The organism is Nocardia sp. NRRL S-836 (genome assembly GCF_001279525.1).
In the GTDB taxonomy this organism is placed as follows: domain Bacteria; phylum Actinomycetota; class Actinomycetes; order Mycobacteriales; family Pseudonocardiaceae; genus Lentzea.
Genome location: NZ_LGDY01000094.1, coordinates 43,305 through 66,565, shown reverse-complemented (window position 1 = coordinate 66,565; position 23,261 = coordinate 43,305). Strand labels below are relative to the sequence as shown.

General features: G+C 70.2%; 25 protein-coding genes. 21 read left to right on the top strand and 4 right to left on the bottom strand.

Annotated features, from left to right (window positions below):
- Positions 1-48: 48 nt before the first annotated feature.
- The 17 genes from ADL03_RS17190 to ADL03_RS17105 all read left to right on the top strand — a co-directional run bounded on the left by ADL03_RS17190 (position 49) and on the right by ADL03_RS17105 (position 16,986).
- Positions 49-345 (top strand): DUF503 domain-containing protein, encoded by a 297-nt coding sequence (locus ADL03_RS17190; protein WP_053734473.1) that lies wholly within the window; start codon positions 49-51, stop codon positions 343-345.
- Positions 346-437: 92 nt separating this feature from the next.
- Positions 438-887, top strand: a complete 450-nt coding sequence (gene rbfA / locus ADL03_RS17185) for a 30S ribosome-binding factor RbfA (protein ID WP_053734472.1) — start codon at positions 438-440, stop codon at positions 885-887.
- Positions 888-1,019: 132 nt separating this feature from the next.
- Positions 1,020-2,006, top strand: coding sequence for a bifunctional oligoribonuclease/PAP phosphatase NrnA (locus tag ADL03_RS17180; RefSeq protein WP_053734471.1), 987 nt, complete (start codon positions 1,020-1,022; stop codon positions 2,004-2,006).
- Positions 2,003-3,136: an ROK family transcriptional regulator gene (locus ADL03_RS17175; protein ID WP_053734470.1), complete on the top strand. Its 1,134-nt coding sequence runs from the start codon at positions 2,003-2,005 to the stop codon at positions 3,134-3,136. The genes ADL03_RS17180 and ADL03_RS17175 overlap by 4 nt, the downstream gene beginning before the upstream one ends.
- 677 nt (positions 3,137-3,813) lie before the next feature.
- On the top strand, positions 3,814-5,154 hold the full coding sequence (locus ADL03_RS17165; RefSeq protein WP_053734569.1) for an MATE family efflux transporter: 1,341 nt from the start codon (positions 3,814-3,816) through the stop codon (positions 5,152-5,154).
- 161 nt (positions 5,155-5,315) lie between these two features.
- Positions 5,316-6,656, top strand: coding sequence for a nitrate/nitrite transporter (locus ADL03_RS17160; RefSeq protein WP_053734468.1), 1,341 nt, complete (start codon positions 5,316-5,318; stop codon positions 6,654-6,656).
- A gap of 11 nt (positions 6,657-6,667) precedes the next feature.
- On the top strand, positions 6,668-7,555 hold the full coding sequence (gene truB, locus ADL03_RS17155; protein WP_082373220.1) for a tRNA pseudouridine(55) synthase TruB: 888 nt from the start codon (positions 6,668-6,670) through the stop codon (positions 7,553-7,555).
- 67 nt (positions 7,556-7,622) lie between these two features.
- Positions 7,623-8,555, top strand: a complete 933-nt coding sequence (locus tag ADL03_RS17150; protein ID WP_082373219.1) for a bifunctional riboflavin kinase/FAD synthetase — start codon at positions 7,623-7,625, stop codon at positions 8,553-8,555.
- Between the two features lie 82 nt (positions 8,556-8,637).
- Positions 8,638-9,120 (top strand): helix-turn-helix domain-containing protein, encoded by a 483-nt coding sequence (locus ADL03_RS17145; RefSeq protein WP_053734465.1) that lies wholly within the window; start codon positions 8,638-8,640, stop codon positions 9,118-9,120.
- A gap of 32 nt (positions 9,121-9,152) precedes the next feature.
- Positions 9,153-9,563, top strand: a complete 411-nt coding sequence (locus ADL03_RS17140) for a 2'-5' RNA ligase family protein (protein ID WP_197288398.1) — start codon at positions 9,153-9,155, stop codon at positions 9,561-9,563.
- A gap of 125 nt (positions 9,564-9,688) precedes the next feature.
- On the top strand, positions 9,689-9,958 hold the full coding sequence (gene rpsO, locus ADL03_RS17135) for a 30S ribosomal protein S15 (RefSeq protein WP_030471762.1): 270 nt from the start codon (positions 9,689-9,691) through the stop codon (positions 9,956-9,958).
- Between the two features lie 244 nt (positions 9,959-10,202).
- On the top strand, positions 10,203-12,452 hold the full coding sequence (locus tag ADL03_RS17130) for a polyribonucleotide nucleotidyltransferase (protein WP_053734463.1): 2,250 nt from the start codon (positions 10,203-10,205) through the stop codon (positions 12,450-12,452).
- A 137-nt stretch (positions 12,453-12,589) separates the two neighbouring features.
- On the top strand, positions 12,590-13,852 hold the full coding sequence (locus ADL03_RS17125) for a pitrilysin family protein (RefSeq protein WP_197288413.1): 1,263 nt from the start codon (positions 12,590-12,592) through the stop codon (positions 13,850-13,852).
- A complete protein-coding gene (gene dapB, locus ADL03_RS17120) occupies positions 13,849-14,586 on the top strand; it encodes a 4-hydroxy-tetrahydrodipicolinate reductase (RefSeq protein WP_053734462.1) in 738 nt (245 codons plus the stop codon). The genes ADL03_RS17125 and dapB overlap by 4 nt, the downstream gene beginning before the upstream one ends.
- Positions 14,583-15,020: a hypothetical protein gene (locus ADL03_RS17115; protein WP_053734461.1), complete on the top strand. Its 438-nt coding sequence runs from the start codon at positions 14,583-14,585 to the stop codon at positions 15,018-15,020. Before dapB ends, ADL03_RS17115 begins: the two co-directional genes overlap by 4 nt.
- 551 nt (positions 15,021-15,571) lie before the next feature.
- Positions 15,572-16,114 (top strand): helix-turn-helix domain-containing protein, encoded by a 543-nt coding sequence (locus ADL03_RS17110; RefSeq protein ID WP_053734460.1) that lies wholly within the window; start codon positions 15,572-15,574, stop codon positions 16,112-16,114.
- Positions 16,111-16,986 (top strand): SRPBCC family protein, encoded by an 876-nt coding sequence (locus tag ADL03_RS17105; RefSeq protein WP_053734459.1) that lies wholly within the window; start codon positions 16,111-16,113, stop codon positions 16,984-16,986. Before ADL03_RS17110 ends, ADL03_RS17105 begins: the two co-directional genes overlap by 4 nt.
- Before the next feature lie 167 nt (positions 16,987-17,153).
- On the opposite strand, the gene ADL03_RS17100 is transcribed toward ADL03_RS17105, so the two are convergent.
- On the bottom strand, positions 17,154-17,666 hold the full coding sequence (locus ADL03_RS17100) for a hypothetical protein (RefSeq protein WP_063798613.1): 513 nt from the start codon (positions 17,664-17,666) through the stop codon (positions 17,154-17,156).
- Positions 17,667-17,687: 21 nt separating this feature from the next.
- Positions 17,688-18,230: a GNAT family N-acetyltransferase gene (locus ADL03_RS17095; protein WP_053734458.1), complete on the bottom strand. Its 543-nt coding sequence runs from the start codon at positions 18,228-18,230 to the stop codon at positions 17,688-17,690.
- A gap of 61 nt (positions 18,231-18,291) precedes the next feature.
- Here ADL03_RS17095 and ADL03_RS17090 point away from each other — a divergent pair, with 61 nt between their 5' ends.
- The 4 genes from ADL03_RS17090 (at position 18,292) to ADL03_RS17075 (ending at position 21,735) form a co-directional block, all read left to right on the top strand.
- Entirely contained in the window at positions 18,292-19,500 is a 1,209-nt protein-coding gene (locus ADL03_RS17090; protein WP_197288397.1) for a winged helix-turn-helix domain-containing protein, read from the top strand.
- A 123-nt stretch (positions 19,501-19,623) separates the two neighbouring features.
- A complete protein-coding gene (locus ADL03_RS17085) occupies positions 19,624-20,610 on the top strand; it encodes an aldo/keto reductase (protein WP_053734457.1) in 987 nt (328 codons plus the stop codon).
- Between the two features lie 4 nt (positions 20,611-20,614).
- Positions 20,615-21,223 carry a TetR family transcriptional regulator gene (locus ADL03_RS17080; protein ID WP_053734456.1) on the top strand — a complete coding sequence of 203 codons (609 nt, stop codon included), beginning with the start codon at positions 20,615-20,617 and terminating at the stop codon, positions 21,221-21,223.
- Positions 21,224-21,240: 17 nt separating this feature from the next.
- Positions 21,241-21,735, top strand: coding sequence for a hypothetical protein (locus tag ADL03_RS17075; RefSeq protein ID WP_053734455.1), 495 nt, complete (start codon positions 21,241-21,243; stop codon positions 21,733-21,735).
- A gap of 84 nt (positions 21,736-21,819) precedes the next feature.
- On the opposite strand, the gene ADL03_RS17070 is transcribed toward ADL03_RS17075, so the two are convergent.
- Positions 21,820-22,719, bottom strand: a complete 900-nt coding sequence (locus ADL03_RS17070; RefSeq protein WP_053734454.1) for a DUF4097 family beta strand repeat-containing protein — start codon at positions 22,717-22,719, stop codon at positions 21,820-21,822.
- A 5-nt stretch (positions 22,720-22,724) separates the two neighbouring features.
- Complete coding sequence (locus tag ADL03_RS17065; RefSeq protein WP_053734453.1) at positions 22,725-23,255, bottom strand: toxin-antitoxin system HicB family antitoxin; 531 nt, start codon at positions 23,253-23,255, stop codon at positions 22,725-22,727.
- Between the last annotated feature and the right edge of the window lie 6 nt (positions 23,256-23,261).

Genomic DNA, 23,261 nt, shown 5'->3' with positions numbered 1-23,261 from the left:
CGTTTTAACCGGTGGCTCCGCACCCTTTTCTTCTGGAGGATCTTTCCCATGTACGTGGGGGCTCTGGAACTGGACGTGCTCTTGGGCGACGTCCACTCGTTGAAGGAGAAGCGTTCCGTGGTGCGGCCCGTCGTGGCCGAGCTGCGCAAGCGCTTCGAGGTCGCTGTGTCCGAAGCGGGTCATCTCGACCTGCACCGGCGCAGCCTGATCGGGGTGGCGGCCGTCGCCGCTGACCTGGAGCACGTCAGGGACGTGCTCGCCAGCTGTGAAAGGCTGGTCGCGGGACGTCCCGAACTGGAACTGCTCTCAGCACGGACAAGGCTTGTCGGACCCGACGACGAATGACCGCGGGGCAGACTCGAACCGCACTGTGCTCATTGCCTTTCGGGCCCGCACGCGGTTCGTCGGGCCGGAGGACGACTAGGAAGGGGAGGCTCGTGGCCGACACGGCACGTGCCCGCAAGCTCGCCAAGCGGATCTCGCAGATCGTGGCCTCCGCACTGGAGCACGAGGTCAAGGACCCGCGCCTGGCCCGCGTCACCATCACCGACACGAAGGTGACCGGCGACCTGCACGACGCGACCATCTACTACACGGTCCTCGGCGAGCGTCTCGACTCCGAGCCCGATCTCGCCGGTGCCGCCGCGGCACTGGAGAAGGCCAAGGGCGTGCTGCGCACCATGGTGGGCCAGCAGACGGGCGTCCGGTTCACGCCGACGCTCACGTTCATGACCGACACCGTGCCCGACACGGCGCGGAAGATGGACGAGCTGCTCGCCCAGGCGCAGGCCGCCGACGCCGAGGTCGCACGTCTCGCAGCGGGCGCCTCGCCCGCCGGTGAGGCCGACCCGTACAAGGCGCCGCGGACCGACGAAGACGAGGACTGACGGATCGGACGGTCTCCGGCGCCGCCGGGGACCGTCCACTTCGCACCGCCCCGGCCAGGCTCGTCGCCGCAATCCCGCACGGGTGTGGGTGCCTTGTCACACGCCGGCCGGGTGAGCGGTTAACGTCTTCCTGTGGCAGACGACCTGAGCACCACCATTGCCGAGGCTGCGCGGCTACTGGCAGACGCCCGTGATGTGACCCTGCTGGCTCACATCAACCCGGACGCGGACACGCTCGGCAGCGCGTTGGCGGTGGGGCTCGCGTTGCACCGGCGCGGTGTGCGGGTGCGGGTGGCGTTCGGTGACCCCGAGGTCGTGCCGGAGTCGTTGCGGGCGTTGGACACCGCCGGACTGCTGGTGCACCGCTCCGAGGTCCCGCCCGACCCGGAGCTGCTGGTCGTGCTGGACACGGCGAGCCTGCAGCGGTTGGGCCCCTTGGCAGACCGCGTCGCCGGCGCCCGCGGCCCCGTGATCGTTCTCGACCACCACGTGTCGAACACGCGCTACGGCACCGTTCACTGCGTCGACGAGCACGCAGAGGCGACCGTGCTGATCGTGTTGAAGCTCCTCGACGAGATGGACGTGGAGCTCGACGAGCCGCTCGCGCGCTGCATCTACGCCGGCCTGGTCACCGACACCGGCGGCTTCCGCAACGCCGGACCCGCCGCACACCTGACGGCCGCGCGTCTGCTGGAGACCGGTGTGGACGCGTACCAGGTGACACGGCCGTTGATGGACGCACACCCGTTCGCGTACCTCGGCATGCTGTCGCGCGTGCTCGCCCGCGCCGAACTGGACCGCGGCGCCGCACACGGTCTCGGACTCGTGCACGCGGTGGTCGGACTGGACGACGCACAGGGCGTGCGCAGCGAGGAGGTGGAAAGCGTGATCGACGTCGTGCGCTCCACCTCCGAGGCCGAGGTCGCCGCTGTGCTGAAGGAACTGCGCCCCGGCCACTGGTCGGTGTCGCTGCGCGCGGTCGGCCGCGTCGACGTGCGCCGGGTGGCACAGGTGCTCGGCGGCGGAGGCCACCGCCTGGCCGCCGGTTTCACGTTCGAGGGCGCCCCCGCGGAGGTCGTCGCCGCGCTCAAGGGCGCGCTGGAGCAGGTGGAGTCATGACAAGAACCGGAAGCCCGCGCCTGCTGCGGGAGATCAACGACCGCGCGGCCATCGAGACGTTGCTCCGCAGCGGCGCCATGACCCGCGCCGAGCTGGAGGAGGTCATCGGCCTCTCCAAGCCCGCGACCGCCCAGCTGCTCGCACGCCTCGAAGAGGACGGCATGGTCGTCCGCACCGGCCTGCGCGGCGGCGGCCGCGGCCCCCGCGCCCAGATGTGGGCCGTCAACGGCGCCGTCGGCCACGTGGCCGCCGTGGCACTGACCCCGGAGCTGATCGACGTCGTCATCGCCGACATCACCGGCACCCTGCTCGCCGAACACAGCGCCCCCATGCCCGCCTCCGACACCCTGCAGGCCTTCCGCTCGACCGTGCAGAAAGCCGCGGCGCTGGCCGGCCTGAAACTGGACGCGCTGTCGCACGTGGTGGTCGGCACCCCCGGCGCGGTCGACCCCTCTACCGGTTTCCTGGGCTTCGCACCCCACCTGCCCGGCCTGGTCGAGGTGGACCTCCCCTCGACGCTGCGCACCCTGCTCGGCACCTCGGTGTCGATCGAGAACGACATCAACCTCGCCGCACTGGAGGAGATGAGCTCCGGCAAGGCCGTTGGCGTCCGCAACTTCGTGCTCTTCTGGCCCGCCGACGAGATCGGCTCGGCCGTGGTCATCAACGGCACCCTGCTGCGCGGCGTCACCGGCGGCGCCGGCGAGGTCGACTCGATGCAGATCCCCGGCGGCCGCTACGGCGACCAGGTCGACAGCGAGGCCATCGTCGCCCTCGCCGCCTCCCACGGCATCGACGCCCCGTCCGGCCTCGACGCCGTCGCCCACGCTCTGCAGGCCGGCGCCGGCGGTCGCGCGTTTTTGTCGGACCTCGCTCGTAGGATCGCGTTCGGGTTGGCCAACGTGGTGTGCGTGCTCGACCCGGAGCTGGTGCTGCTGTCCGGCGGGGTGGCCCAGGCCGGTGGTGAGACCCTGTGCGAGCTGGTGTCGGAGGAACTGCTGAAGCTGGTCGTTCCGCGGACGCCGGTGCAGCTCGCCCAGATCACGTCCCATCCCGTGCGCTCCGGTGCGCTGCACTCGGCGTTGGCGGTGGCCCGCGAACGCGTGTTCGGGTTGCCGCAGCGGTCCTGACGGGCCTGACGTCACTCGAACGGGTGGATGTGGGGCCGTGGGTGTCCGGATCCGGTGGGGTGCTCGTCTTGTTCGGGTGTCCGGATGTTGTTGCTCGGCCGTCTCGCGTTAGGAGGAAGCGCGCGGGGGAGCGGGGTGGTGGGAGTGCTTTCCATCGCTAAGCAGTTTGGCGGGGGGCCTCGACCGCTTAGGTTCGGTGTGTGGAGGAACAGGGGCTGGGGAGCGGCGGTCAGGGTCGGGACGTGGGCCGGGGTGCCGCGGATCGGGATGAGGCGGCCGGCGCTGCGGGCTTGGGCTCGGACGTGGGCGCTGCGGATGCCGGCTCGGATGCGGGTGCTGCGGGTGAGGGCCCAGGCGTGGGTGCTGTGGGCGGCGGCTCGGACGTCGGTCCGGGTGTGAGCTCGGGCGCTGCTCGGCGTGGTGCGTCGGGTGGTGTCGGCACGGCGGGAGTGCCAACTGGTGACGGCGCGGCGGAGGCGCCGACCGGCGCCGGAGATGTGAGTGCGCACGCCGCTGGCCATGGTGCCTCGGCGGGTGCCGCCGTTGCGGGAGTTGGGGCCGGTGCCGGGGACGCCGCTGGGCGTGGCGGGTCGGCCGGTGGCGCTGCTGCGGAAGTGACGAATGGTGCTCTGAGCGTGGACACCGCCAGCCGGACCGCGACGAACGGCGGTCGGAACGTGGACACTGCCGACCGGACCGCGACGGAAGGCGCCGACCACGCGGACCAGGTGCCCGCCCGGCGGGTGATCGGCTTGGCCGTGCCCGCCCTCGGGGTGCTGGCCGCGGAGCCGTTGTACGTCCTGGTGGACACCGCCGTCGTCGGGCACCTGGGCGCGTTGCCGTTGGCCGGGTTGGCGCTCGGGGGTGTGCTGCTGACGCAGGTGTCGACGCAGCTGACGTTCCTGTCGTACGGCACGACTGCGCGCACGGCTCGGTTGCACGGGGCGGGGCGGCGTGGGGAAGCCGTGGCCGAAGGGGTGCAGGCGACGTGGCTGGCGTTGGCCGCGGGTGTGTTGGTGGTGTTGCTGGGGCAGGTGTTCGCGCGGCCGTTGGCGGAGGTTCTCGCCGGGGGCGGGGCGGTTGCGGACGCGGCGGTCGAGTGGGTGCGGATCGCGTTGTTCGGGGCGCCGTTCATCCTGGTCACGATGGCCGGCAACGGGTGGATGCGCGGGGTGCAGGACACGCGGCGGCCGCTTCGGTACATCTTGGTCGGCAACGGGATCAGTGCCGTCCTCTGTCCCGCGCTCGTCTACGGCGCGGGGTGGGGGTTGGAGGGGTCGGCGATCGCCAACGTCGTCGCGCAGGTGTTGTCCGCGGGGTTGTTCTTCAAGGCGCTGGTTGCGGAGCGTGTGCCGTTGACGCCGCATTGGGCGGCTATGCGCGCGCAGCTTGGCATGGGGCGTGATCTGGTGTTGCGGAGTTTGGCGTTCCAGGCGTGCTTCATCAGTGCGGCGTCGGTTGCTGCGCGGACGTCCATTGCGGCTGTGGGGGCGCATCAGGTCGTGTTGCAGTTGTGGACGTTCCTGGCGCTTGTGCTGGACTCGCTGGCCATTGCCGCGCAGTCGCTCGTGGGGGCGGCGTTGGGGGCTTCGCGGCGGCGGCAGGCTGAGCGGCTGGCGTGGCAGGTGACGCGGTACGGGTTGGTGTTCGGGGTGGGGCTCGGGCTGGTCTTCGCGGCTGTGGCAACGGTGTTGCCCAGGGCGTTCACGTCGGATGCCGGGGTCCTCGCGGAGATTCCGAACGCGTGGTGGTTCTTCGTTGCGCTGCAACCGATCGCGGGTGTGGTGTTCGCGCTCGACGGGGTGTTGCTGGGCGCCGGGGACGTGAAGTTCATGCGGACGGCGACGCTCGGGTCCGCGGTGATCGGGTTCCTGCCGCTCGTGTGGGCGTCGTACGCGTTCAGGTGGGGGCTGGCCGGCATCTGGACCGGGCTGTCCGCGTTCATGGTGCTGCGGTTGGTCGCGGTCGTGTGGCGGACCAGGTCGGGGGAGTGGGCGGTCGAGGGCGCGGTCCGCTGACGTCGCGGTGGTCTGATCAGCGGTTGAGCAACGGCTCAAGGGCGAGCTGAACGTCACGAACTTGACGTGTGGCGGAGTTCACGGCATGGAATCGTTACCAAGAAGGTTGTTTAGGCGATGTAACTAATGTTGCCCGCCTTCGACCTGGGGAGAGTGTCGCCTTGCCGGTCGTCCGCCAAGATCGAGACAACCGCGGCGTCCGTGCCGCGTGGCTGATCTGGACCACCGCCGTACTCGTCTACTTCGCCGCCGTCTTCCACCGCAGCACGCTCGGCGTCGCCGGGCTGGAGGCGAGCGAGCGCTTCGGGCTCGGGCCCGCGCAGCTCGGTGTGTTCACCGTGTTGCAGGTGGGGGTGTACGCCCTCATGCAGATTCCCACCGGTCTGCTCGTCGACCGCTACGGACCGCGACGGATCCTCACGGTCGCCGCGTTGCTCATGGGCACGGGGCAGGTCCTCTTCGCGATAGCCGAGTCGTACCCCCTCGGACTGGTCGCGCGCGCTGTGCTGGGCATGGGTGACGCGATGACGTTCATCAGCGTGATCCGGCTCGTCGCGGCGCACTTCCCGCCGCGGAAGTACTCGCTCGTCGTCGCGATCACGGCCGCGCTGGGTGGTGTGGGCAACCTCGTCGCGACGGTCCCCCTCACGCTGATGCTCGGCAGCATCGGCTGGACGTGGGCGTTCCTGATTGCGGGCGGCGCCACCGCGCTGTACTCCGCGGTCGCGTTCCTGAAGGTCCGTGACGTGCCGCACGGGACGACCGCGCCGAAGCCGGAAGTCGTGCCGTTCAAGAAGATCTGGCCGAAGGTGCGGCAGGCGTGGGGCGTCCCCGGCACCCGGCTCGGGTTCTGGGCGCACTTCAGCACAATGTCCACACCGGCCGTCATCGGGCTGCTGTGGGGTTACCCGTACCTGGTGCAGGCGCAGGGCATGTCACCGAAGGCGGCGTCGTCCACGCTCGGACTGCTGGTCATCGGCGCGATCGTGTCGAGTCCGATCATCGGCGCGTTGTTCTCGCGCAACCCCGAGTGGCGCATGCCGATCGCGGGCTGGTTCCTGGCGTTCGCGCTCGCGGGATGGGCGGTGCTGTTGTTGTGGCCGGGCGGGCACGTGCCGTCGCCGGTCATCGCGGTCGTGTTCGTCGTACTCACGATCGGCGGCCCCATCTCGGGTGTGGCGTTCGCGTTGGCGCGTGACTACAACCCGTCGCACCGGCAGTCCACGGCCAGTGGGCTGGTCAACGTCGGCGGCTTCCTCGCCGTCACGGTGGCGGCGCTCGGCGTGGGCGTCCTGCTCGACCTGCTCGAGAACGTGCTGAGCCCGCAGAACGCCTTCCGCGTGGCGTTCAGCTTCCTCGTCGTGGTGCTGGCGTTCGGCTCCTGGCGGATGCTGGTCTGGTGGCGGCGTGCGCGGGCGGCGGTGTTCGCGGCCGAGGAGCGCGGTGAGACGGTGCCGGTGCAGTTGCGGCGTCGGCGCTGGGACGCTCTGCGCGTCGCTTAGGATCAGCGGCCGTGAAAAGTTCTGTTGCACCTGGCCTGGTCGTCGTCGACAAGCCGGACGGCATGACCTCGCACGACGTGGTGGCACGGGTGCGCAGGATCCTCGGCACCCGCAAGGTCGGGCACGCCGGCACGCTCGACCCGATGGCGACCGGCGTGCTCGTGCTCGGCATCGAACGCGCGACCAAGCTGCTCGGCCACCTCGCGCTCGACAGCAAGGCCTACCTCGCCACGATCGTGCTCGGCGCGGCCACCACGACCGACGACGCCGAGGGCGAGGTGCTGTCCACTGTGGACGCGAGCCACGTCGCGGACGACGCGGTCGCTGCCGAGGTCGCCAAGCTCACCGGGCCGATCCAGCAGGTGCCGTCCGCGGTCAGCGCGGTGAAGATCGACGGCAAGCGCGCCTACGCACGGGTGCGGGCCGGTGAGCAGGTCGACATCCCGGCCCGCCCGGTCACCGTGCACCGCTTCGACGTGCTGTTCAGCCGCCGCGAGGACGAGAAGGTGCTGCTCGACGTGATGGTCGAGTGCTCGTCCGGCACCTACGTCCGCGCCCTGGCCCGCGACCTCGGCGCCGCGCTCGGCGTCGGCGGCCACCTGGGTGCGTTGCGCCGCACCAGGGTCGGCCCGTTCGACCTGCGCGTCGCCCGCACGCTGCAGCAGCTGGAGGAGACGCCCGGCCTGTCGCTCGACCTCGACGCGGCGGTCGCCACGGCGTTCCCGCGCCGCGAGATCGACCCGGTGGAGGCGTCCGCGCTGTCCCACGGCCAACGGCTGCGCGCCGGCGGTTTCGACGGCACCTACGGCGTGTTCGGGCCGGACGGCCACGTCATCGCGCTGGCCAAGGACGAGGACGGCCAGGCCAAGCCCGTGGTGGTGCTCAGCCCGGCCGGCTGACGAAACCGCGCCGCGGGCCCGGTGAGGCGGACACCGGCACGCCTGACCGGGGTCGTAGGCTGATCACGTGCAACGCTGGCGCGGACTGGATCACCTTCCCGGCGGCTGGGGCCGCTGCGTGGTCACCATCGGTGTGTTCGACGGTGTCCACAAAGGGCATCAGGCGCTCATCGGCCGTGCCGTCGAGCTCGCTCAGGAGCGCGGCCTGCCGGGGGTGCTGATGACGTTCGACCCGCACCCGTCCGAGGTGGTGCGGCCGGGCAGCCACCCCGCCCAGCTGACGACGCTGCGGCGCAGGGCCCAGCTGGTCGAGGAGCTCGGCATCGACCACTTCGTGGTGGTGCCGTTCAGCCTGGAGACCAGCCGCATGCCCGCGGACGAGTTCGTGCACGAGGTGCTGGTGGAGAAGCTGCACGCGGCGGCTGTCGTGGTGGGTGAGAACTTCACCTTCGGGCACAGGGCGGCGGGTAACGTTTCGATGCTGCGCCAGCTCGGGCAGCGGTTCGGGTTCGTGACCGAGGGGGCTGATCTGGTGTCCGCTGACGACGTGACCTACTCGTCGACGTACATCCGCGCGTGCATCGACGCGGGCGATGTGAAGGCCGCGGCCGAGGCGCTGGGGCGGCCGCACCGGCTGGAAGGGATCGTCGTCAAGGGCGACGGGCGGGGCAAGGACCTCGGGTTCCCGACCGCGAACCTGTCGACGCCGAAGTTCGCGGCGGTGCCGGCGGACGGGATCTACGCCTGCTGGTTCACCGACGCCAAGGGCAAGACGCTCAGGGCGGCGGTGAGCGTGGGGACCAACCCGACGTTCTCCGGGCGGGAGCGGCGGGTCGAGGCGTTCGTGCTGGACGTGGACGAGGACTACTACGGCCAGCGGGTGGCCGTGGACTTCGTGGAACGGCTGCGGGAGATGGAGAAGTTCGACTCCGTCGAGGCCCTGCTCGAACAGATGCACCGAGATGTAGACCGAACGAGGGAACTGCTCACCGAGTCGTGACCGTCAGATCGGGCGAAGTGGGCATCTGACGGCCTTCGTGCTGGCAGGATGCGGGTCGAAGCAGGCTACGGGAGAGGCCAAGGTGGAGGACCACAAGATCGTTCAGCGCAACCTGGCCCTCCAGCGGGAGTGGTACGGGGAGCCCCTGGGAGACCGGGTGCGCCGGTTGGTCGTGGCCTTCAACGTGTCCCAGGCGCAGCTCGCCGACGTGCTGGGGATCAGCGCGCCGATGCTCAGCCAGGTCATGAGCGGGCGGCGGGCCAAGATCGGCAACCCGGCCGTGCTCGCGCGGATGATCATGCTCGAACGCAAGGTGCTCACTCCGGACGTGGCGACCGGGGCGCCGGAGGCGTTGCAGCGCGCGCTTGACGACGTGCGCGAGTCCAAGCCGACGGTGTCGCGTGACTCGTTGCCGGTCAACGGCGACGAGAGCGTCGCGTACCCGGTGCTGCGGCGGGTCGCCGACCGGGTCGAGCTCCAGCAGGCCGCCGATCTCCTGCACGAGGACTTCCCGGCCCTCGCCGAACTGTTCCGCCGCGCCATCCGGGCCGCCGGCCAGCGGTGAGCTTCTTCACCGCGCTGTTCCCACCCCGGCACGTGGTCGAGGAGCTGGACGCGGTGCTGGACCGCTCCCTGGACATCGGGTGGACACGACCGGGGAAATGGCACATCACGCTCTGCTTCCACGGCGACACCCCCGACGAGGAACGCTTCCGGGCACTCGAAGGCTGGCCGGCGCCTGAACTGAGGGTGAAGAACTTCGGTCACTTCCGCGGCACGATCCTGTGGGCGGGAATCGACGGCGACCTAATTGGGTTGGCAAGAGCGGCGGGCGCGGACGACAATTGGAAAGCGCACCTGACGCTGGCCTACGGGTACCGTGGCCAGCCGATGCCGGGCTTCGAGAGCAGCCCGTGGACGCCGACCGAGGCAGTGCTCGTGAGCAGCGCCGACGGTGTGTACACGCCCGTTTCGCGGGTGGGGTTGCGCACGTCAGCGCGCCGCTGAACGCCGTGCCTGATAACCTTCCCAGTTGGGTCTGGCTGCGGTCCGTGGCGGCCAGTACCGGCTACCCCGGCCAGCAATTCGGCGGACGGGGCCGCACGGACCTGAACAAGTAGGAGAAGTACCTAGTGGCACTGTCCACGGAGCAGAAGAAGTCCATCCTCGGCGAGTACGGGCTGCACGACAGCGACACCGGCTCCACCGAGGCGCAGGTCGCCCTGCTGAGCAAGCGCATCGCGGACCTCACGGAGCACCTCAAGCAGCACAAGCACGACCACCACTCCCGCCGTGGTCTTCTGCTGATGGTCGGCCGTCGCCGCCGTCTGCTGAACTACCTGACCAAGGTGGACATCAACCGCTACCGCGCGCTGATCCAGCGCCTCGGTCTGCGCAGGTGACACTTGCCGAGGGGGAGTGACCGGCCGGTCACTCCCCCTCGGCGCACAACCGGGTGTATACACATCCCTGGTTGCAAAGAGGAACAAAACAGGACCCGCATCGCGCGAAGCAGTTATCGCCGGTCCTCGGTAGTGGCCCCCTGGTTGCCCAGGAAATGGTGGCAGCCCCAGGGGACTTCGATCGAAGACCGGCCTCGTCAGGCAAGCGTGCTGCGGTGTCCAAAAGACGAGGAGTAACACATATATGACGGACATCGAGGTCCACGAGGCGACCGCCGTTATCGACAACGGCAAGTTCGGCTCTCGCACCATCCGCTTCGAGACCGGCCGTCTCGCGCGTCAGGCCGCCGGCAGTGTCGTGGCGTACCTGGACGACGAGACCATGCTGCTCAGCGCCACCACGGCGTCGAAGCACCCCAAGGAGCACTTCGACTTCTTCCCCCTCACGGTGGACGTCGAGGAGCGCATGTACGCCGCGGGCCGCATCCCCGGCTCGTTCTTCCGGCGTGAAGGCCGTCCGAGCACGGACGCCATCCTCACCTGCCGCCTGATCGACCGTCCGCTGCGCCCGTCCTTCGTGGACGGTCTGCGCAACGAGATCCAGGTCGTCATCACGGTCATGAGCCTCAACCCGGCCGACCTGTACGACGTCGTGGCGATCAACGCCGCGTCCGCGTCGACGCAGCTCGCCGGCCTGCCGTTCTCCGGCCCGATCGGTGGCGTCCGCGTCGCTCTGATCGAGGGCCAGTGGGTGGCGTTCCCGACGCACGAGCAGCTCGAGAAGGCCGTGTTCGACATGGTCGTCGCGGGCCGCGTGGTCGACTCCGGCGACGTCGCGATCATGATGGTCGAGGCCGAGGCCACCGAGAACGTGATCGACCTGATCGGCGAGGGCGCCGTCGCCCCCACCGAGGAGGTCGTGGCCGCGGGTCTCGAGGCCGCGAAGCCGTTCATCAAGGTCCTCTGCGAGGCGCAGGCGCAGCTCGCGCAGGTCGCCGCCAAGGAGACCGGTGAGTACCCGACGTTCCCGGCCTACCAGGACGACGCGTTCGAGGCCGTCGAGTCGGCTGCGTCGGGCGAGCTCGCCCAGGCGCTGACCATCGCGGGCAAGGCCGAGCGCGAGAACAAGCTCGACGAGATCAAGGCCGCCACGCTGGACAAGCTGGCCGAGCAGTTCGAGGGCCGCGAGAAGGAGATCGGCGCGGCGTTCCGCTCGCTCACCAAGAAGCTGGTCCGCCAGCGGATCCTGCGCGACCAGGTGCGCATCGACGGCCGCGGTGTCACCGACATCCGCGACCTGGGTGCCGAGGTCGCCGTGATCCCGAGGACGCACGGCTCGGCGCTGTTCGAGCGCGGCGAGACCCAGATCCTGGGTGTCACCACGCTGAACATGCTGCGCATGGAGCAGCAGATCGACTCGCTGTCCCCCGAGACGCACAAGCGCTACCTGCACCACTACAACTTCCCGCCCTACTCGACCGGTGAGACCGGCCGCGTGGGTTCGCCGAAGCGCCGCGAGATCGGCCACGGTGCGCTCGCCGAGCGCGCCCTGATGCCGGTGCTGCCGAAGCGTGACGAGTTCCCGTACGCGATCCGCCAGGTGTCCGAGGCCCTCGGCTCCAACGGTTCGACGTCGATGGGCTCGGTCTGCGCCTCGACCCTGTCGCTGCTCAACGCCGGTGTGCCGCTGAAGGCCCCGGTCTCCGGCATCGCGATGGGCCTCGTCTCGGACGAGGTCGACGGCGAGACCCGCTACGTGGCGCTGACCGACATCCTCGGTGCCGAGGACGCGTTCGGCGACATGGACTTCAAGGTCGCGGGCACCAAGGAGTTCGTGACGGCGCTGCAGCTCGACACGAAGCTCGACGGCATCCCGTCCGAGGTGCTGGCGGCGGCGCTGGGCCAGGCCCGCGACGCGCGCTACACCATCCTGGAGGTCATGGCCGAGGCCATCTCCGACCCGGACGAGATGAGCGCCTTCGCTCCGCGCGTGACGTCGGTCAAGATCCCGACCGACAAGATCGGCGAGGTCATCGGCCCGAAGGGCAAGATGATCAACTCGATCACCGAGCAGACCGGTGCCGACATCTCCATCGAGGACGACGGCACGATCTACGTCGGTGCGGCGGACGGCCCCTCGGCCGAGGCCGCGATCGGCATGATCAACGCGATCGCGAACCCGCAGCTGCCGAAGGTCGGCGAGCGCTTCCTGGGCACCGTGGTGAAGACCGCGGCGTTCGGCGCGTTCGTCTCGCTGCTGCCCGGCAAGGACGGCCTCGTCCACATCTCGAAGCTGGGCAACGGCAAGCGCATCGCGAAGGTGGAGGACGTCGTCAAGGTCGGCGACAAGCTCCGCGTCGAGATCGCCGACATCGACCAGCGCGGCAAGATCAGCCTGGTGGTCGTGAACGAGGACGCCGCCGAGGCGCCCGCGTCCGACGCCGCCGAGGCGCCCGCTGCCACCGAGGCCGCTGAGGCGGCTCCCGCGCAGTGAGTACGACTGACAACAACGTGACGGCCGCGGGTGCATCCACCCGCGGCCGTCCGCGTACTCCAGCGCTGGGGCACCTGCAGAAGCCGGGCAGCACGCGGGTGCTCGAGAACTCGCTGGGGTCCGAGGTGCGGCGCAGCATGCTGCCCTCGGGCCTGCGGGTCATCACCGAGCGCATTCCCGGCGTGCGGTCCGCGTCGGTCGGTCTGTGGGTGCAGGTCGGGTCCCGTGACGAACGGCCCGAGGTCGCGGGTGCCGCGCACTACCTGGAACACCTGCTGTTCAAGGGCACCGCGCGGCGGTCGGCGGCGGCGATCGCGGAGGAGATCGACGCGGTCGGCGGCGAGCTGAACGCGTTCACCGCCAAGGAGCACACGTGCTACTACGCGCACGTCCTGGACGAGGACCTGCCGCTGGCGGTCGACCTCGTGACGGACGTGGTGTTCGAGGCGTTGTGCGCGCCGCGTGACTTCGAGACCGAACGCGGTGTCGTGCTCGAAGAGATCGCGATGCGCGACGACGACCCCGAGGACCTGCTGCACGACGCGTTCATCGAGGCGTTGTTCGGCGGTCACGCGCTCGGGCGTCCCGTGCTGGGCACCGAGAAGTCCATTCAGGACATGGAGCGCGACGCGCTCTACACGTTCTACAAGCGGCGCTACACGTTGCCGCGCATGGTGTTCGCCGTCGCCGGCAACATCGAGCACAACGCCGTCATGCGCCTGGTGCGCAAGGCGGTCGGCGACCGGCTGGCGCGGGAGGGCAGCGCGGTCGCACCTCGCACGGGTCGTGCGCGCATCGCCGACGCGCGCAAGCTGGTGCTGCACACCGACGACACCGAGCAGGCGCACCTGATGCTCGGCATGCGCGGCCTCGACCGCCACGACGAACGCCGCTTCGCGCTGAACGTGCTGAACGCGGCGGTCGGCGGCGGCATGAGCTCGCGGCTGTTCCAGGAGGTCCGCGAACGGCGTGGCCTGGCCTACCAGGTCTACTCGTCGGTCGGCATGTACGCCGACACCGGCACGTTCGCCGTCTACGCGGGCTGCCAGCCGGACCGGCTCGGTGACGTGGCCGGCGTGATCCGCGAGGTGCTCGTGGACGTCGCCCGCGGCGGCCTGTCCGACGCCGAGGTGGCGCGTGGCAAGGGACAGCTGCGCGGCGGCCTGGTGCTGGGCCTGGAGGACACGAGCTCGCGCATGTCGCGGATCGGCAAGTCCGAGCTGAACTACGGCGACCACCTGAGCGTCGAGGCGACGCTCGCGCGGATCGACGCCGTCTCCCCCGAAGAAGTGGCGCTGCTCGCACGTGATCTGCTGCGCCGTCCCGTCGCCGCCGCCGTGGTCGGGCCCTACGATCACGCCGACGATCTGCCGGACCAGGTACACGAGGTGATTGCATGATCCGCGTCGGTGTTCTCGGCGCGCGGGGCCGCATGGGCTCCGAGGTGGTCCGCGCCGTCGAGGCGGCCAAGGACATGGAGGTCGTGGCGGCCATCGACGCCGACGACCCGCTGTCGGCGTTGGTGGACGCGGGCGTGCAGGTCGTCGTCGACTTCACGCACCCCGACGTCGTGATGGGGAACCTGGAGTTCTGCATCGGCGCCGGAATCCACTGCGTGGTCGGCACCTCCGGGTTCGACCAGCCGCGGCTGGACGCCGTCGCGGCGCTGCTCGCGGACAAGCCGGAGGTCGGTGTGCTGATCGCGCCGAACTTCGGCATCGGCGCGGTGCTGCTGATGCGCTTCTCCGAGATCGCGGCCCGCTACTACGAGTCGGCCGAGATCATCGAGCTGCACCACCCGCGCAAGGCCGACGCGCCTTCGGGCACGGCGGCGCACACGGCCCGGCTGATCGCGGCGGCGCGGGAGGGCATGGACCCCATGCCCGACGCGACGACGCAGGAGGAACCGGGCGCGCGCGGTGCCGTCGTCGACGGCGTGCGGGTCCACTCGCTGCGGATCTCCGGGATGATCGCGCACCAGGAGGTCGTGTTCGGTGGCGAGAGCGAGACGCTGACGTTGCGTCAGGACTCGTTGCACCGCACGTCATTCATGCCCGGTGTCGTGCTCGGTGTGCGGGAGATCGTGTCGCGGCCGGGGCTGACGGTCGGACTCGACAAGTACCTGGACCTGTGAAGGTCCGGATCACCGTCGGGCTGCTGATCGCGGCACTGGCGGTCTACTTCGTGCTGCTCGCCGAGCGTGCGGTGGCGTTGCTGCGCACCGGGGACGTCGTCGCGGTGCTGCTCGGCGTCGGCGTGCTGATCCTGCCGCTGCTCGGGGTGTGGCTCGTGTACTCCAACCTGCGGTTCGGGTGGGAGACCGAGAAGATGGCCCGCGAGCTCGACGCCGACGGGCTGCTGCCGGATGTCTCGCACCTGCCGCGGCGGCCGTCCGGGCGGGTGGATCGGGACGCCGCGGACGCGTGGTTCGAGGAACGGCGGGCTGAGGTCGAGGCTTCGCCCGACGACTGGCGGGCTTGGTTCCGGTTGGCTTACGCGTATGACGTGGCGGGGGACCGGGGGCGGGCTCGGGAGACCATGCGGAAGGCGATTCAGCTGCGCGGCTGATCTTGTCGGGGGTGCTGAGTACGTTGTGATGTAGGGGTTCCCGGAACGGGGGGACCCCTGCGTCAGCATGGGCTGGGGGTTGCTGGGCTGCTTGGGACTGCTGGGCTGCGGGGTGCGGGGTGCGGGGAAAGAGCAACGCCTTCGGCGTTTCGGGGGGACTCCGTCCCCCTCGACCCCCTGACAACTGATCAAAGACTGGCCAGCGCCGTGTGTGGGTAGATGGCACGCCTGGTGCTTTGGGCGGCTTGCTGTTGCGTTGGTGCTTGCGTTCGGTGGTCAGTCCCGTCACGAGCAGCACCAGAGGCGGCCACACCAAGGAGGGGACGTCAAGTCCGAAAAGCGTGGACTTGACGTCCCCTCCTTGGCGCGGCAGGGCTTCGCCTGCGGCTCGTGACGGGACTGACCACCGGGCGGTTCGTTCGAAGGACGGCTCGGGCCTGCGGCCCTCGATCACCTGGACAGCCGGGCCTTCGGCCCTCCAATGCGGTTGAGAGTTGGGTCGGTGTGCGTCATTGACAAAAAAGCTTTGAACGTTCAAAGTTGTTTTTGCGATGAGAGACGTGATCTACCTGGATCGGATGGAGCAGGCCGAGACCCTGCTCAAGCCGCAGCGCGTGGAGGTGCTGCGGCAGCTCGCCGCGCCGCGTTCGTGCACCGAGGTTGCCGAGGTGCTCGACCAGACGCCGCAACGCGTGCACTACCACGTGAAGCAGCTGGTCAAGGCCGGGTTGGCCCTGCAGGTGGCCGAGCGGAAGGTGCGGGGGGTGCACGAGGGGCTCTATCAGGCGGTGGCGCGGTCGTACTGGCTGTCGCCGCGTCTGGTGGGGCGGATCGGGAGCAAGGACGAGCTGGCGCTCGGGCACCTGGTGGACCTGGCTGAGCAGGTGCAGGCGGATGTGGCCGCGCTGGACCGGGACATGGAGCTGCCCTCGGTCGGGGTGTCCGGGGAGATCCGGGTGCGGCCGGAGGAGCGGCAGCGGTTTCTCGCCGAGTTGCAGACGACGTTGCAGGACCTGTTCACCCGCTACGGCGGGGCTGAGGGTGACGCGTTCCGGATTGCCCTGGCCTGTTATCCGAAGGGAGACGAACGATGAGCACGGGAGTGGTGCGCGTCCGCACGCGGGCGTCGGTCGAGCGGGTGTGGGAGGCGTTGACGCGGGCCGAGGAGTTGCGCGTGTGGCTGGCCGAGCACGCGGAAGTTGACCTGGAGCAAGGGGTTTACGAGTTCTGGGGGCGGTTCGCGCCGGAAGGGGAGCGTGGGCGGCAGAAGTTGCTGGAGGTCGGCGAGGGCGCGGTGCGGTTCTCGTGGTTCTTGCACGGCACGGACTACACGGTCGGGCTCGGGGTCGAGACCAGGGACGGGGAGACCGTCGTCGCCGTCTCGCAGTCGCCGTACCCGGCGTGGGGTGAGGGCATCACGGACGAGGCGCACGCGGGGGTCGTGCAGACGTTCTGGCCGTTGGTGCTCGCGAACCTGGTCGAGCACGTCGAGGGGCGGCCGGTGTTCGGGTTCTGCGACTTCAGCACGCCGGAGCAGCGGCTCGAGGTGGACATCGCGGCGTCGGCGCGGGAGGTCCTCGACGCGTTGACGGACATGGACAAGTTCCAGCGGTACTTCGGGGCGCGGGCGTCGATCGAGCCGTTCGTCGGCGGGCGGTGGGCGATGGGGAGCTTCGAGGACGAGCCGAACCCCGCGAAGATCCTCTCGCTCGACGAGAGCCGGTTCGCCATCGAGTTCCCGGACGGGATGGTGTCGTCGTGGGAGCTCGCCGAGTCCGGAGGCAAGACGCACCTGACGTTCGTGCAGAGCGGGTTCGACTCCGCGCGGCCGCCGTACGGGTCGTGGATGGGGTGGCTCAGCGGGTTCGCCGACATGCGGCGGATGCTGGAGATCCCGGACTGGAAGCCGATGTGGCACTCCATGGAGCTGCCGGGGCTGCCCGAAGGGGTGCTCGTGCTCGAATGATCGGGTGTCGAACGGCGGGTGAGAGCCAGATCATCCGGCTCTCACCCGTTTGCGCGTGGCTTTGTCCGGTGGACGATCGATATTTTGACCCACGTGCTGCTGGAGACCCGTGTTGCGTTCGCCGCGCTCGTGATCGCCTTCTCGGTGGCGGTGTCGATCGTGTTCGGCTAGAACCAGGCCATGATCAGGCCGGGTGAGGCGCACAGGAAGCTGAACCTGGCGAAGCGACCGACCATGCCGGTGACCACGAACATCAGCGTGGACATCCCGGCCAGGCCGGCGAGGACGCTCGTCGCCATGAACGGCGGCAGGCCGACCAAAGCGCTCAACGCGTGCGTGCCGGCCATCCAGTTCGGGTGTGCCTTGCACTTCACGTGGATCCAGTCGGTCCAGCGGTGCATGCGGGTGCCCTCGCCGAACCAGCGCTGCGCGAGTGACGGCTTGGCGCGCTCCTTCTTCTTGCGGTGCAACCACTTCGGCAGCTGGATGTCGCCGCGCGCCGCGTAGAAGTACAGCAGCTTGCCCAGCACCTGGCCCACGGCCACGACGAGGCCGACGACCCAGAACGGGACGCCGGGCCAGCGCGCGCCGAGACCCACCACCCACGCTTCGACACTGATGAAGGGGAGGATCGCGGAGCCGAGCGCGACCCCGAAGGTGAGGCCAACCAAGCCGAACACCCAGCCGAGGCTACACAGGTCTCAGTGGTCGAGCCGGACCTCGAGAGGGCCGGACATCCGGACCTCGCGCAACGGACGCCCGCCCGCGTCCAGAGTGCGCACCGTGCCGTCGCCCGTCCAGCCCAGTCGCTCGTAGAAGTTCTGCGACGCCTTGTCGGCCTCGGGGATCCACGCGATTCCCCTGGTGGCGCCCGCAGTCACCAGTTCCCGGCACGCTTGCGCGACCAGGCGCGTGCCGTGGCCCCTGCGGCCCCAGCGCGGTTCGATGAGGACGCTGACGAGCGCGGTGGTGGCGGCGTCCTCGGGAAGTGAGCCGTCCGCTTTGGCCACCTCCTCGTCCGGTGCCCTGCTCGCCACGAGGAAACCGACGGTCCACCCGCCCTCGCTCGCCACGAGCACCGATCCACTGTGGACGGCCAGTGACCACGCCTCGTCCGTGTCGAGCGTGCTGAGCACTTCCTCCGGCAGCAGCTGCGCGTAGGCGAGGCGCCAGGTCTCGCGGTGGATGCGGATGATCTCCGGAACGTCGTTCGCGGTGGCGGTGTGCACGCCGGCGTCGGCCATTGCCGCACCTTATCGGCCGTCCGCCGGAGAATTGTCAGGGGTGCGTGGCAGCATCGGGGACGTGCAGAGGATGAGTGCGGACGTCGCCCGCCGGATCGCCCTGGGTGCGCAGGGCTTCACCGACGCGCGGCCGTCGGGGGCCACCCGCAGGCACCTGCAGCGGGTGCTGTCGCGGGTGCAGCTGTTGCAGATCGACTCGGTGAACGTGGCGGTGCGCGCCCACTACATGCCGTTGTTCTCCAGGCTGGGCGCCTACGAGCCGGGGCTGCTGGACGAGGCGGCGTGGACGCACTCGTCACGCAAGCCGCGGCTGCTGGTGGAGACGTGGGCGCACGAGGCGTCGCTGGTGCCGGTCGCCGACTGGCCGCTGTTCCACTCCGGCGCGAAGAAACGCGGCTGGTGGCAGAACTACCAGACGATCCTGGAGCGCTCGCCCCAGCTCGTCGACGAGGTGCTGGCCGCGGTCAAGGAGCTCGGCCCGATCGGTGCGGGCGCGCTGGAGAAGGCGCTGATGGGGGAGCGGGGCCGGGCGAAGGGTCCGTGGTGGGACTGGTCGGAGGTCAAGCGGATCTGCGAGGTGCTGTTCGGGGTCGGCGTGCTGACCACGGGCACCCGGCGCGGTTTCGAACGGCTCTACGACCTCACCGAGCGGGTGATCCCTGCGGACGTGCTGGCGCAGCGGTGGACGGCAGAGGAGGGCGCGCGGGAGCTGGTCACGCGGGCGGCGGTGGCGCTGGGCGTCGCCACGGAGCCGGACCTGCGCGACTACTACCGGCTCGACCCGCGGCGGTCGCAGGCGGCGGTGGCGGCGCTGGCGCAGGACGGCGTGCTGGAACCGGTCGCGGTCGACGGCTGGCGCGGGCCCGCGTACCGGCACGTCGACGCGAAGGCGCCGCGCCGGGTGACCGGGCGGGCGTTGCTGTGCCCGTTCGACCCGCTGATCTGGGAGCGCGCCAGGACCGAGCGGATCTTCGGCTTCCGGTACCGCATCGAGATCTACGTGCCGGAGCCGCGGCGGGTGCACGGGTACTACGTGTTCCCGTTCCTGCTGGACGGCGAGCTGGTGGCGCGGGTGGACCTCAAGGCGGACCGGGCGGCGGGTGTCCTGCGGGTGCAGTCGGCGTTCGCGGAGGAGGGCGTGGACCGGCCACGGGTGGCGGCGGAGCTGGCGGGCGAGCTGGCGCACATGGCGGAGTGGCTGGGGCTGGAGGACGTGCTGGTGATGCCGAAGGGAGATCTGGCCGGCGAGCTGCTCACGGCACAAGGGTGATCTGCGGTGCAACCGTCGTGACGGCCGAGGGCAGCAGCGTCGGACAAGTAGGGACTGACAGATGTTGAAATCTGTCAGTCCAAGGTGCATAGTTGAACTCATCCCGGAGATGAGGAGTTCGTCATGCAAAAGCGTCAGCTCGGCAGCACCGGTCCTGTCGTGTCGGCCATCGGGTTGGGCTGCATGGGCATGTCCAACGTGTACGGGCCGGCCGACCGGGACGAGAGCATCGCGACGATCCACGCCGCCATGGACGCGGAGGTCACGCTGCTCGACACCGGTGACTTCTACGGTCAGGGCCACAACGAGCTGCTGATCCGCGAGGCCATCCAGGGCCGCAGGGACGAGGTGCGGCTCAGCGTCAAGTTCGGTGGCATGAGGGACGCGGCCGGTGCGTTCCTCGGGTTCGACAGCCGGCCGGCGGCGGTCGCCAACTTCCTGGCGTACTCGTTGCAGCGGCTGGGCACCGACCACGTCGACATCTACCGGCCGGCGCGGCTCGACCCGGCCGTGCCGATCGAGGACACCGTCGGTGCGATCGCCGAGCAGATCGAGAAGGGCTGGGTGCGGCACATCGGGCTGTCCGAGGTCGGTGCGGAGACGCTGCGCCGGGCGCACGCCGTGCACCCGATCACGGACCTGCAGATCGAGTACGGCGTGCTCAGCAGGGGCATCGAGGCGGAGATCCTGCCGACGGCCAGGAAACTGGGCATCAGCATCACCGCGTACGGCGTGCTGTCCCGCGGCCTGATCTCGGCCACGCCGAACCTGGAGCTCGCGGCGGGCGACTGGCGCAGCCACACCCCGCGGTTCCAGGGCGACAACCTGACCCACAACCTCGGCCTGGTGGCGAAGCTGAACGAGCTCGCCGGGAAGAAGGGCGTCACCGTCGCCCAGCTCGCCATCGCGTGGGTCGTGGCGCAGGGCGAGAACGTGGTGCCGCTCATCGGCACGACCAAGCGTGCGAGGCTGAGCGAGGCGATCGACGCGCTCGACGTCGAGCTGACCGAGGCGGAACTGCGGGAGATCGACGCCGTCGTCCCGGTCGGGGCCGCGGCGGGCACGCGGTACGCCGCGGAGCAGATGGCGATGCTGGACAGCGAGAGGTGAGGACGTGGCGGAGACGTTGACCGGCGAGGCGATCCTCGTGGCGACCGAAGAGGTGCTGCGCAGGTACGGGCCGGCCAAGGCGACCGTGGTCGACGTCGCCAAGGCGCTCGGGGTGAGCCACGGCAGCGTCTACCGCCACTTCCCGACCAAGGCGGCGTTGCGGGAGGCCGTGACGCGGCGCTGGCTCGACGTGGTGCACGACGAGTTCGAGGCGGGTCTCGACCGGGAGGGCACCGCGGGCGACCGGGTGCGGGCCTGGTTGCAGGCGCTGTTCGAGCAGAAGCGGCGCTCGCACCTGGAGGAACCCGAGCTGTTCGAGACCTTCCAGGTGCTGGTCAGGGAAAGTGACACCATCCCCGCCTACCACGTCGGGAAGATGGTGGGGATCCTCGCGCGCATCATCCGCGCGGGAGTGGAAACCCAGGAGTTCGTGACGGACGACGTCGACGTGACGGCGCAGGCGGTGTGGGACGCGACGGACCGGTTCCACCACCCGTCCCACGCCGGGGAGTGGGGGAATCCTCACATCCAGGCCGAGTTCGACGCGGTCGTCTCCCTGGTCATCGCTGGACTGCGGTACAACCGAGGTCCGAGTACCACAGGCGATGCTTGAGGGTGCGGAGGTGAGCGGTGCCGCCTGACGAGTGGATCGACCTGCTGGGAGCGCCCGAACGGCGCCCGGACCCGGTCGACTGGGACGCGGTCAGGGCACGGGTCGGTACGGCGTTGCCGAGCGACTACGTGCACCTCGCGGAGGCCTACCCGCCGCTGGTGGTCGGTGGCTACGTCCGCATCCTGCACCCCACGGCCCGTGCGGCGTTCATGAACTGGATGGCGCAGGCGCCCAAGATCATGCGGGCGTTGCGGCGCCAGCCGGGCCTGCGGGTGCACCCGGACGAGCCGGGGCTGCTGCCGTGGGGCACGACGCTGAACGGCGACCACTGCCTCTGGTACACCACCGGTGCGCCGGACGAGTGGACCGTCGTGATCACGGACCTGCGGCAGAGCTGGTCCTACCGCGGCAACTTCTCGAGCTTCGTGCGGAAGTTCCTGACCGGGGAGATCCGCTGCCCGGTCTTCCCGGACGACGTCCCCGGCGGCTCGAAGCCCTTCCAGGAGCCCTGACCGACCGCGGTGAAGGTGTCACGCGGGGCCCCGCGTTCCCCTGTGGGCAACGCGGGGCCCTCGCGTGACCGACCGACCCCCCGGTCAGCTCGTGGCGGCGGTCACCAGCGCGGTGCCGCTGCCGGTGCGGCCCGTGACCGTCAGCGCGGCGTCACCCAGCGGCTCCGCGGAGACGTCGAGGTCGCTGCGGGCTCCCCCGGACGTGGACGCCAGGTCGATCCTGGCGAGCGTGCCGGAGCGGACGCCGACGCGGATGTTGCCGGAGCCGGTGCCGAGCTGGATCTCGCCGGCCGCGGCGTCGGCCACGGTCAGGTCACCGCTGCCGGTGCGCACCATGACGTCACCCTGCACCGCGCCCAGCCACACGTCACCGGTGCCGGTGATGAGCACGGCGTTGCCGCCCACCGACGACACCTCGACGTCACCGCTGCCGGTCTTGGCCTTGAGGCGCGCGAGCATCGTGCCGAGGCGGACCGTGCCGGAGCCCGAGTTCACCTTGGCCTCGCCGGTCGCCCGGTCCACGCTGACGTTGCCGGTGCCGGTGTTGAGGTCGACCCGGCCGGCCTCACCGGTCACCGACACGTCGGCGGCACCGGTCTTGGACAGCACGTGCGACCCCGCGGGTGCGGTCACGACGACCGACAGCGGCATCGCGCGCAACGGCAGCGCCTTCGACGACTCGATGCGCAAGCGGTTGCCCAGCAGCTCCACGCGGGCGTCCCGCACGGCCTCCTCCGGCCCGGCGGGCGCGGTGCCCCTGTCGGGGCCGAACTGGCCGCTGACCCAGCTCAGCACGCTGGACAGGCCCTCGGTCCAGGTGTTGCCCGCGCCGGGGTCGTGCCGCACCTCGACGTGCACGCCCGGCTCGTTGACGAGGTGCACCTGCACCCGGCCGCTGAGCAGCGAGACGTCGATCTCCGCGACGCCCGCGAGCTCGAAGCTCTGCTGGCGCACGACGCCGGTCGGTTCGTTCGGTTCGGTCATCCCGCTCACCCCTGCACCCATCCGCGGACGCGCGAGCCCGACCCCTGGCCGCCCTGTCCGCTCGACCCCTTGTGCTGCTGCTTCCAGTGCTCCCGGTGCTTGCCGTGCACCGCTCCGCCCACGGCCTGCTGGATGAACGAGTTCAGCGACACGCCCTGAGCGGCGGCGGCCGCCTCGGCCTTCGACTTGAGCTCGTTGATCATGCGCAGCGTGATGCGGCTGATGTCACCGGTGGCGTCACCGGTGCCGTACTGCGGCGGCACGTCCTGCTGCGGGCCGGGGTCCTGCTCCGGTGCCGATCCGGTGACGACCACCTGGACGTCCCGGCCGGCCAGCCTGACCTCCACGACCTGGCCCTCCAGCGAGGCGGTGACCTCGGCTGCCAGGTCCGACAGTGCGTTCATGATTGCCAGTCGCGCGGCTGGTTCGAGCGCTGCGGACAACGCGGCGGCCGTTCGACGGGTGTTCTCGTCCCCCGCTGATGCGGCCGTCGCCAGGTCCTCGCGCAGTGACGCGATGTACGGCGACAGATCCATGACACC